The organism is Methanorbis furvi, assembly GCF_032714615.1.
Taxonomy (GTDB): Archaea; Halobacteriota; Methanomicrobia; order Methanomicrobiales; family Methanocorpusculaceae; genus Methanocorpusculum; species Methanocorpusculum furvi.
Map to the genome: position 1 here is coordinate 1 of NZ_JAWDKA010000014.1, position 9754 is coordinate 9754.

The following is a 9754-nucleotide window of genomic DNA, read 5'->3' on the forward strand; positions in this document are numbered from 1 at the left end:
GTAGTATTTATCTGATAAGTTACATACATAAACAACATGACAGCGGGAGCAGTTGAATCATCTGTGATCACCGATGATGCCTGCGGCTCATCTCATTTTTTTGTGGGGGACAAAGGACAAAGGACAATAAATTCCTGCGCCCAAAAAAAGAAAAAAAATTACTGCTCGTTCAGCGCATCGATCGGATCCATATTCGCCGCACGCCATGCCGGATACAGAGCAGATAACAGACCAACGGTCACCCCGATCAAAATACCCAGAGGAATATACATCAGCACATTTGCCGAAAACGTATAATTCAGCACATCTGCAAGACTCACCTGGACTTCGTCAACTGGAATCCCCATCATCTGCATCAGCGCAGCATTTGGATTCAGCGTCGCCGCACTCTGCGCAATCATATCCCGTGCCTTGAACAAAGCAAACACCAGACTCAAAAGTCCGCCGATAATCGAACCAAGCACCGACATCATACCTGCCTCACAGAGAAACATCGTCAGAATCTGGCGCTTCTTCGTACCAATACTCCGGAGAATACCAATCTCATGCGTCCTCTGCGTCACCGACATCAGCATCACATTAAAAATGCCAACCGCCGCAACAAGCAGCGCAATCGCCCCCATAGACATCATCTCCTTTGACGACGACGCAATAATATCCTTCACCGGCTGCGTCGCCGCACTCGAGTTCGTAATATCCACACGGTTCCCCTTCTTGTTCAGATACGCATTAATCTGATCCTGCATCTCGGGAGCCTTATTCACATCCTTCACCACAACCACCGCCGACTCATACCCTTTCGTAATCATCGAGTACGTATTGAAGTTCGTGTTAAACCAGCTGTTACTGCCAACAATACTGTTGTCGGATGAGATCATCAGACCCTCTCCCGTATTCTTCATAATCCCGCTGATCTTCACCTTCACATTCTTCTGCTGGCCGCTCTTATACACCGTAAAGATCAGCTCATCACCAACAGTCACCTCATTCTTCTTTGCAAACTTCGACCCCACCAGCACCTCACTCTTCACCTTTGGAAACTTTCCTGACTCAAGGACAAACATCGACGGCAGATACTCGTTCTCAATTCCATAGATCGTAACATACCTGCTCCAGAAATCATTCGGATCTTTTTCCTGCCGTTTCTTATCCGAGTACTCATCCTCCACAATCTCAAAGGTAGACATCGTCTGCTTGTAAGGAATCACCGGATACGGAGCCGTAATCTTTGAAAGTTCCCGGATCTGTTTATCAGTAATCCCCTCCATCTCAGGCTGGACATATTCTCTGCTCGTGGACACCGAACTCACCGCCACAGCTCCTCCGGACTTCACGCCATAGAAATTGTTCGTCTGCTCCTGCTGCTGCCACAGATACGTATAGTTGACCTGAAGATAAATCGACTCACCAATCTCGTTCATCGACTGAAACTGTGAGTTCTCCAGAATTGCCCCTGACATTCCCGTCGTCGCAATAGCTACGATACCAATGGTAATTCCAAGAATCGCCAAAATTGATCTAAATTTATTCAGCCTGAGGTTGCGAAGTGCCAGCTGAAAAAATATGAGTGGATTCATGCGTGATGATTATTTTCTGGTTCGTAAGACAACACCAAGAGCAACGAGGCCGACAACTGCAAAGGCTGGAATCAGTACAGGTGTGGACTGCGGGGCAACGTCCTCTGTTGGCGTCAGATCATAATCGATGATGCTGACAACATTTTGTTCCTGATGATACATGTTCAGCTCATCCTGATAGGTGACAATGATGGGAACTGTTGTTGCCTCTCCCTTTACCGAGAAGGTGATCTCAAACTCTCCGTTGTCGTTTCCTTCAATAACACCAAGTGCTGCCTGATAGGAGCCTTCCGGAACTGCCGGGGGTCCTGCAACAACAACGACTGAGGAGATGTCACGAAGACCTGGGTTGTAGACTGAACCGGTAACTGTGTACTTGTTATTGTATTTTGTTGCAACCAGATCAGAGATGACGACACTGCTGCTGCCGGTGACGTAGACCGGAATCTCAACAGTGCTTGAATGAATATTTTTTCCGTTGCGGTACTCGGCGGTGACGATAAGTTTGGTATCTCCTGATGTAGAGATGTCGATCTCAATATCTGTGTAGTTGTTTGCGGTGACCGTTCCGATGAAGTAACCGTCCTGCCGGCTGGTGATGCCGTCTCCGCCTATTGATACGGTAAGGCCGGTGATCTGGTATGCACGCGGGTTTCCGATTCTGAGTTTGTATTTGCCCATGCTTCCTTTGGAGATCATGTTGGGCTTTTCGATTATCTGGATGCTTAAGTCAGAGTTGTCGATCTCAATTGGAACCTGTACTCTGACAGGGTTAGCAACACTTTCTCCTCCGGTCACGGTGTAGTCAACCGAGAAGTACGGGTATGCCATTCCTGCAGTGGTGGATCCTGTTGGTTTGATCTGAAGGCTGACCGAGGTCTCGCCTCCTGCTCCGAGAAGTCCGACCGGTACCATCTGTTTGCTGTTAAGGTACTGGAACTGGCCGCCGAGCAGTGTGGGCATGCCGACGTTTACCGGTGTGGTTCCGACATTTTTGAGTTTGACGGTGAGAACTCCTTCATCTCCTGGGTAGAAGACTTTGGGATCCAGATCATATCCGGTTACAATTACCTGACCGGTTGTTGTGGTTTCTGCTGCTGCGGCTGTTCCGGTCAGGGAACAGATTAGTAATACGCACAATAATGATCCGATGATCGCTGTGCGGTTTGTCACTCTCATACCGAAACCGTTGGTTCTCTATCTATATGAATGTAATCAATAATTTACATTATGTAATTGTATGGCTACAATCTTTTTGCGATGGAGTCGACCGCGACGAAGACTGCGTCCATCTCCGGCTTCATGATTGCGACAGGTACGTCTACGATTCGTTCGATGAGCGAGGCGAGAATCGGGGCACAGATGATTGCTGCTGCTCCGTCATATCGTGCTCGGACTGCGGCGAGGATGCAGTCGTCGAGTGAGTTTGCGGTGTAGCCTTTGATGCGGTACTCGACTCCTCCGATGTCAACTTTTGTTCCTTCGATCTCGTCAAGAAGGAACTTTGCTGCAATGAGTGCGATGAATTTTCCATGATGCGGCGAAAATACTCCGACGATTTTTCGAACTGTGGAGAGTCTTGGGTCCCGTTCTCCGGAGGATATTTTATAGAGGGTGACCGGAGGGATTCCTGTGGCTTCGGCGAGTTGACGCACTGTCATTCCTCTTCGGTCAAGCTCCTCGGAGAGTGCGGTTTTGAAATCAGTTTCAAATATTCGTTGTTCAAACATGTTGATATTATTGTATGAGGTTTATGATAAATACTCTACGCCGAGTTGGTTTGATGCGGTTTTTGTTTGGTGTCTAACGAAAAATAAAAAAAGAATCTATTTTGTGAGCAGATGATTTGCCACTTTGATGAACAGGCACTCGCCGGTATCCAGCTCATAAAATGTATCTGCCTTCTTGTCGATCTTTGCATCAGCTCTCCAGAACTTGCAGTCCTTCCCCATGCAGCGTTCCTGTGTCAGCGGACAAATAATACCCATCTTTTCTGAAAGTATTGAACCGAAGTAATAAATCACTTTCGATTCATCGGATTTTATCTATTATCTCGGTGGGCACCAGAACGTGCCGGTCCATCTCAAAAAAATAAAAAAAATAAATGAAAAAAATCAGAGAGAGATCATCGAAGCTGTGATCATCGTCCCGACACCGTCATCGGTGAACAGTTCCAGAAGCAGATTGTGCTCTGCATTACCGTTTACAATGTGTGCTCCCTCAACGCCGTGACGGACCGCAGTCATACTTGCCTCAAGCTTGGGGATCATCCCGCCGGAGATCGTGCCGTCAGCCATCAGGGCATCAACATTTTTCAGAGTCAGGCGGTGGAACACCTTTGTCCGGTCCTTATCCATCACGCCGTCCACATCGGTCAGCGAGATCAGCTTGAACGCCTTGAGGGCAACGGCAATCTCGCCAGCCATCGTGTCCGCGTTGATGTTCAGATCATTTCCTTTCCGGTCGATTGCGAGCGGTGAAACCACTGGAATGTATCCTGCGTCAAGCAGTGTTTCAAGAAGTTTTGAGTTGATCTCGCGAATCTCGCCGACAAACCCGAGGTCAACCTCCTCCTCATGATCACCGACCTTGATCTTCTTCAAGGGCATCTTCTCTGCAATCACCAGTCCGCCGTCGTTGCCGGATACTCCGACCCCTCGGGCACCGTTCTTTGCAATCAGGCTCACAATTGCGCTGCTGATCTTTCCGGCCAAAACCATCTGGGCGATCTCAAGCGTCTCTGCATCCGTCACCCGCAGACCGCCGATGAACTTCGGCTCTTTGCCAAGAGCCTGCATTTTCTGCGTAATCTCCGGGCCTCCGCCGTGCACGAGCACAACCCGCATGCCGACATAGTGAAGAAGCACTGCATCCTCAATCACCGTGTTCATGATCTTTGGATCAACCATCGCGTGGCCGCCAAGCTTAATCACAATTGTTTTTCCGTGAAACTTCCGAATGTACGGAAGCGCCTCCATTAACACACTCTGCCGGTTCATGTTGTATACTTCCCGTTAATCTCCACATATTTTTCCGTCAGGTCGCAGCCCCAGGCAACAGCCTCTTTCTTGCCTGACTCAAGGGTGATCGTGAACACCACACGTTTTCCTGCCATCGCAGCCTTTGCTTTCACAAGGTCTGCGGTGATCTCTCCCTTGTGCACGAGCTCGGTCTCGCCTTCTCCTTCACCAATCGAAAGAGACAGCTCGTCAATGGCAAACTCAACGCCTGAGTATCCTGCGGCGCAAACGACCCGACCCCAGTTCGGGTCCTCGCCGTAGACCGCACTCTTCACCAGCGGTGAAGTGATGACAGCTTTGGCAATCTTTTCTGCATCCTTTTCACGGGCAGCTCCGGTGACGCGGACCTCGATCAGTTTTGTCGCTCCTTCGCCGTCGGCTGCAATCTGTTTTGCAAGAGAGATGCAGCACTCTTCAAGAGCTGCGGCAAACTCTTTTTTTGGCACACGACCTGCTTCACCGGTTGCCGTACAGAAGAGAGAGTCGTTGGTACTCTCGTCGCCGTCAACAACGACGCGGTTCAGACTCCGCTGGACTGCGGTCTTCAGAGTTTCGTGAAGTCGCTCGGAGGGGACCTCCGCGTCGGTGTAGACGAAGGAGAGCATGGTTCCCATGTTGGGCGCGATCATTCCCGAGCCTTTGCAGATACCTGCGATGGTAAACCCTTCGCGCTGGACGAGGGCATGCTTCTGCACAAGGTCAGTGGTCATGATCGCTTTTGCGGCGGCAATCTCCGCCTCTGCGGAGTGGGCAAGTTTTCCGGCAACATCAGTGCTCTGCCTGCGGATGAGATCAAGGTCGAGATATCTGCCGATAACTCCGGTACTTGCAACGCCTGTTTCTTTTTCAGAGATGCCGAGGGCTTCGGCACCTATCGCTGCCATGGTCTTTGCATCCTCGTATCCGCGTTTGCCTGTGTAGGCATTGGCGCATCCGCTGTTTACGATGACGCCTGCAAGTTTCCCGCGTCTGGTACGTTCAGCCATGAGGTTGACGACCGGTGCACGGACTTTGTTGGTGGTAAAGACTGCGGCTCCGGTTCCGGATGCTTTGATAAGCGCAAGGCCGAATTTTCCTTCTTTTATGCCCCAGGCGCTGACGCCTTCAACAGCACAGATACTTTGCATAGAGATTCCTGTGTATTATATTTGTTCGAGCTATCTTGAACCTTGTTAAGGAAACATTCCGGGCATCCGAAGTCCGTCGGTTTCGGCAAATCCGCACATGATGTTCATGTTCTGAACTGCCTGGCCGGATGCTCCTTTGACGAGGTTGTCGATTGCAGAGACTGCGACCAACCGTGTTCCGTCAGCTTCGAGTTCGAAGTTGATGTCGCAGAAGTTTGAGCCGCGGACGCCGCCAAGTTTTGCGGTTTGCAATCTGACGAACGGTTCGTTTTTGTAGAATGATTCGTAGCGTTTCTGCACCTCTTCGAGGGTGACCGGTTTTTTGAAGAGGATGTGAGCGGTTGTGATGATGCCGCGGATTGCGGGAAGCAGGTGAGGGGTGAAGTAGATTTTTGCGGTTGAGCCTAAGAACTCTGCTTCCTGTTTCATCTCCGGCAGGTGGCGGTGGGCTGTTATTTTGTAAGGCGCGATGTTTTCATCGACGTTTGGATAGTGGGTGGTCTCGGAGACTGAGTCGCCTGCTCCGGACACGCCGCTCTTTGAGTCGTAAATTATTTGCGCAGCAAGGTCAGCGACCGGTGCTGCGGCAAGGGTTGCGCCTGTTGGGAAACAGCCAGGGTTTGCGACGAAGTCTGCGCCGCGGATATCTTTTCGGTGGAGTTCGGGGATGCCGTACGGGGCTTTGAAGTATGCAGTGTGTTTGACACCGTAGGTTTTTTCGTAGATGGTCTGCGGGAGCCGGTAGTCGGCGCTGAGATCAACGGTTTTGATGCCGCGCTCTTTGAGGCGCAGGGCATACTGCATTGCGGCTGTATGGGGGACTGCGAGAAATGCGAAGTCCGCGTCGATTTTGTCGACGGATGGGTTGGTATAGTCGAGGTCGATGAGATTTTTCAGGTGTATGTGGTCTTTGGTTACGGGGGTTCCCGCGAGTTTGCGGGAGGTGGCACAGACGAGGTTTGCCTGTGAGTGTGTCAGGAGGAGTCTGATGAGGTCTCCTCCTGCGTATCCGGATGCGCCGACAATCGCAATATCCATGGGTACTGTATGGGACGCGGGAGAGATTAAATTCTGTTGTATTGTTGGAAAAAAGAGGATGTTATTCTGGTTCCCAGCCTGAGTCGTAGATGCTTTCCGGCTCTTGTGCTGGTTTTTTCTCAGATTTTTTCTCGGATTTCTCCTCAGATTTTTTCGGTTCAGGTTTTTTGGGGTTCTGCAGTTTTTCTGCGAGGGTTTCAAACTCTCCTCTTCGTTCAAGACCTGCGATGAGGTCCTGGGGGAGTGCTTCGATGCCGCGATGGGCGCCAAGGTATGCGCCGCAGATGAGGGTGATGGTGTCTGCGTTGCCGCCGCATGAGGAGGCGCAGGCGAGGAGTTCTTCGGGGTCTTTGAAGCGGTTGCAGAGGAATATTGCGAGCGGCAGGGTGTGATAGACTGAGGAGGAGTTACCAATTGCTGCGAGAGATTCGGTGATCTGCATGCCGGTTTTTTCGATGCGTACTGCGTTGCTGATTCTTGCGGCGAGGTCAGGGTTCATGTTTTGTGCGGCGGTGATGAGCGCCTGATATGCGTCGTCCGGGCTGCCGGTTTCAATGAGGGTGTTGAGCATGAGGGCAAGGCCGATTGTTGCGGCGTGTGCTCCCGGGTGGGTGTGGGTGATGCTACATGCTTCAAGAAGTTTCGGCGCCATTTCTTTGCGGTCTTTGTAGGCGAGGGCAAAAGGTACGGCAAGAGAGATGCAACCGGCGCTGTCTGAGTAGACACCTGAGCCGATAAAATCGTTGGTGGTCTGCATGCGTTTGCATGCGGCATAGATGGTTCCGTCAGGGTAGCGGAATTTGTTGAGGTTGTGGGTCCGGAGAAGGTCTTTGGCGTATGTTTCCGGATCCCATGATGCGTCAGCGAGAAGACGGGCTGCTGCGAGCATTATTTGTGAGTCGTCGGTGTACTGGCCTGGAAGGAGGTCATGGTTTGGGTGGCCTTTGTATGCACGTTTGAATCCGAGGGTGACTCCGATGAACCGGCTCACAGTGGTTTCGCCGGGCATTCCAAGGGCGTCGCCGAGTACGGCACCGAGGAGGCATCCCTTGTATTTGTTCAGCATGTATTATTCTATTGGAGGGAAGGGGATTAATGGTTATGGTGTGGGTTTTTTGATGGTTTTTCGATTGGTAGGATACAATGTGTGGTTGTGGTAGGATTCAATTTTGGTGGTTTGCGGGTTGTTGTACTTTGGGTGTTTTTTTGTGCGGAGTTTTGCTATTGATGTGGGGTGGGTTCGTTGATTGATGAAGCCTGTAAGGGTTGCATTTTGTGGGTGTTTTTGGTAGGATTTTCAACTTTGCGACGATATGTTTTGCGGCTTTTAGTGATTTTGTGTGGTGATTTTAGTGTATTTGATGAATGTGCGGCAATTTTTGGAAGGGCGGTTACATCCTCACTTAGGAGGAATTAAATTTGAACAAAAACATGAAAATGATGGCCGTTCTCGCCGTTCTGCTTGCAGCAGCGCTCTTTGTAGGAGCAGCATCTGCGACACCAGTGCTCGAGATTGGCGATGTTACAGGGCCATATACAGTGGGAGACCCAGTAGATATCTCTGTAACAATTTCAGAAAGCGCGGAAGAGACTATCACCGCTCTGAATATCTATGATGATGGCAATCAGCAGATTGGTACATATTCACTGTCCACAATAGAGGATAATTCCTTTAATGTCGAAACAACATTCGCCAAGGATGGAACTTATGATATCACTGCTAAGCTCATGAATAGTGATACAGAGGTAGTAGCATCAACACCCAAAGAGGTTACTGTAATTGATCCCGATGCACCGGTTATCACACTCGCAGCAGATCCGGAAACAGTCGTCGAGGGTCAGACCTTTACCGTCACTGTTACTGGTGAGAATTATGTTGATGAGACAGTAACTGTAACTGTATCCTATGAAGGAGCACAGTCTGGTAACGTTGAATTAAATCAGACTAATGATCACATAGGCAGTATCGAATTTACCGCAGTTCTGAACGAACAAACCATTTCAGCAACCTCAGATGATTCGACTGAGATCGAAGACTTCGAGATCACAGTAACTGCAGCTGAAGGTTCAGAAATCAACGTTAATGTATCTGCACCAGGTGCAGAACTTCTTTCAGGTACCTTTATTCTGATCGATGAGAGCGCTGGTAAAGCCCGATTACCTGCGGGTGTTATCTTCACCACTTCGGCAGGGGACGTAATAACCACTGAAGTGGGAGGTCAGATTACAATCGATGATGCGGTAGCCTCTGGTCTGTACCAGAACCTTTCCAAAGGGTACAATTTCACGGTAAAGACAGGTACCCCATCAGGATTTTTCCTTTCCGGTGATGACAGCGTAATTGCGGGCGATGAGTATACCCTTACCATCACTGCATCCGGCGATGCCTACATTGGTGAGACTGCAACTATCTACTTCGGCGACGACACCCCGGAGGTCACCATTGACTCGCTTGATACAACTCAGGACGTGACCCACACATACACGGCAGAAGGTATCTACACCATCAACGTTACTGTGGGCGACGAGTCCAAATATAAGGATGTTTCCGTAGCTGACGGCGGCAGAATCGTCGATGCCGCGACCCATGGCTCAGCATTCGTGTATGAGACTGTCAGAGTTGAGAATGATGGAACTGCAGTTCCGAAACTGTACTTCTTCTCTTCAGACGCCACTCCTACCCTGATCGCAACCATGACCGCCAGTGACGACATTGGGACCTACAACCTTCTCGATGCATCCGTCAATGGCCACTATGGTGCATGGTACACCGACGCAGATGTCACCTCAAGCTACATCACCATCTGGTATCCGGAAATCTCTCTGAAAGCAGAGCTGACCACCGGTAACGGCGGTACTACCTCTGGCGACTCTGTTGACGGCAAGACCTTCAACAAGAACACCGAAGTGTCCTTCCTTATCGAAGCACCGAACGTTGGTCCGGCAGACATTGCAGATGTGAAGATCGTCTTCACCACTCCGGCAGCAGGTA

At 50.2% G+C, this 9754-nt stretch carries 9 protein-coding genes; 1 reads left to right on the plus strand and 8 read right to left on the minus strand.

The window, feature by feature from the left end; genetic code table 11:
• Positions 1 to 158 precede the first annotated feature (158 nt).
• From McpAg1_RS09290 to McpAg1_RS09325, 8 genes are all read right to left on the minus strand, one after another.
• A complete protein-coding gene (locus tag McpAg1_RS09290; protein WP_338095033.1) occupies positions 159 to 1577 on the minus strand; it encodes an ABC transporter permease in 1419 nt (472 codons plus the stop codon).
• 9 nt (positions 1578 to 1586) lie between these two features.
• Positions 1587 to 2756, minus strand: coding sequence for a COG1361 family protein (locus McpAg1_RS09295; protein WP_338095034.1), 1170 nt, complete (start codon positions 2754 to 2756; stop codon positions 1587 to 1589).
• Between the two features lie 65 nt (positions 2757 to 2821).
• Positions 2822 to 3307, minus strand: coding sequence for a helix-turn-helix domain-containing protein (locus tag McpAg1_RS09300; RefSeq protein WP_338095035.1), 486 nt, complete (start codon positions 3305 to 3307; stop codon positions 2822 to 2824).
• A gap of 96 nt (positions 3308 to 3403) precedes the next feature.
• Entirely contained in the window at positions 3404 to 3565 is a 162-nt protein-coding gene (locus McpAg1_RS09305) for a hypothetical protein (RefSeq protein WP_338095036.1), read from the minus strand.
• A gap of 126 nt (positions 3566 to 3691) precedes the next feature.
• A complete protein-coding gene (gene argB, locus McpAg1_RS09310) occupies positions 3692 to 4576 on the minus strand; it encodes an acetylglutamate kinase (RefSeq protein WP_338095037.1) in 885 nt (294 codons plus the stop codon).
• Positions 4573 to 5724 (minus strand): bifunctional ornithine acetyltransferase/N-acetylglutamate synthase, encoded by a 1152-nt coding sequence (gene argJ / locus McpAg1_RS09315; RefSeq protein ID WP_338095038.1) that lies wholly within the window; start codon positions 5722 to 5724, stop codon positions 4573 to 4575. Before argJ ends, argB begins: the two co-directional genes overlap by 4 nt.
• A gap of 45 nt (positions 5725 to 5769) precedes the next feature.
• The gene (gene argC / locus McpAg1_RS09320) at positions 5770 to 6762 is read right to left on the minus strand and encodes an N-acetyl-gamma-glutamyl-phosphate reductase (RefSeq protein WP_338095039.1); all 993 of its coding nucleotides are present in this window, start codon (positions 6760 to 6762) and stop codon (positions 5770 to 5772) included.
• A gap of 61 nt (positions 6763 to 6823) precedes the next feature.
• Complete coding sequence (locus McpAg1_RS09325) at positions 6824 to 7828, minus strand: ADP-ribosylglycohydrolase family protein (protein ID WP_338095040.1); 1005 nt, start codon at positions 7826 to 7828, stop codon at positions 6824 to 6826.
• A gap of 353 nt (positions 7829 to 8181) precedes the next feature.
• On the opposite strand from McpAg1_RS09325, the gene McpAg1_RS09330 reads away from it, so the two are divergent.
• A partial coding sequence (locus McpAg1_RS09330) for a PKD domain-containing protein (RefSeq protein ID WP_338095041.1) occupies positions 8182 to 9754 on the plus strand: 1573 nt, incomplete at its 3' end.

Excerpts from the sequence above, each read along its gene's own strand:
- McpAg1_RS09290 (WP_338095033.1), bottom strand. The coding sequence starts at position 1,577 with ATGAATCCACTCATATTTTTTCAGCTGGCACTTCGCAACCTCAGGCTG.
- McpAg1_RS09295 (WP_338095034.1), bottom strand. The coding sequence starts at position 2,756 with ATGAGAGTGACAAACCGCACAGCGATCATCGGATCATTATTGTGCGTA.
- McpAg1_RS09300 (WP_338095035.1), bottom strand. The coding sequence starts at position 3,307 with ATGTTTGAACAACGAATATTTGAAACTGATTTCAAAACCGCACTCTCC.
- McpAg1_RS09305 (WP_338095036.1), bottom strand. The coding sequence starts at position 3,565 with ATGGGTATTATTTGTCCGCTGACACAGGAACGCTGCATGGGGAAGGAC.
- argB (WP_338095037.1), bottom strand. The coding sequence starts at position 4,576 with ATGAACCGGCAGAGTGTGTTAATGGAGGCGCTTCCGTACATTCGGAAG.
- argJ (WP_338095038.1), bottom strand. The coding sequence starts at position 5,724 with ATGCAAAGTATCTGTGCTGTTGAAGGCGTCAGCGCCTGGGGCATAAAA.
- argC (WP_338095039.1), bottom strand. The coding sequence starts at position 6,762 with ATGGATATTGCGATTGTCGGCGCATCCGGATACGCAGGAGGAGACCTC.
- McpAg1_RS09325 (WP_338095040.1), bottom strand. The coding sequence starts at position 7,828 with ATGCTGAACAAATACAAGGGATGCCTCCTCGGTGCCGTACTCGGCGAC.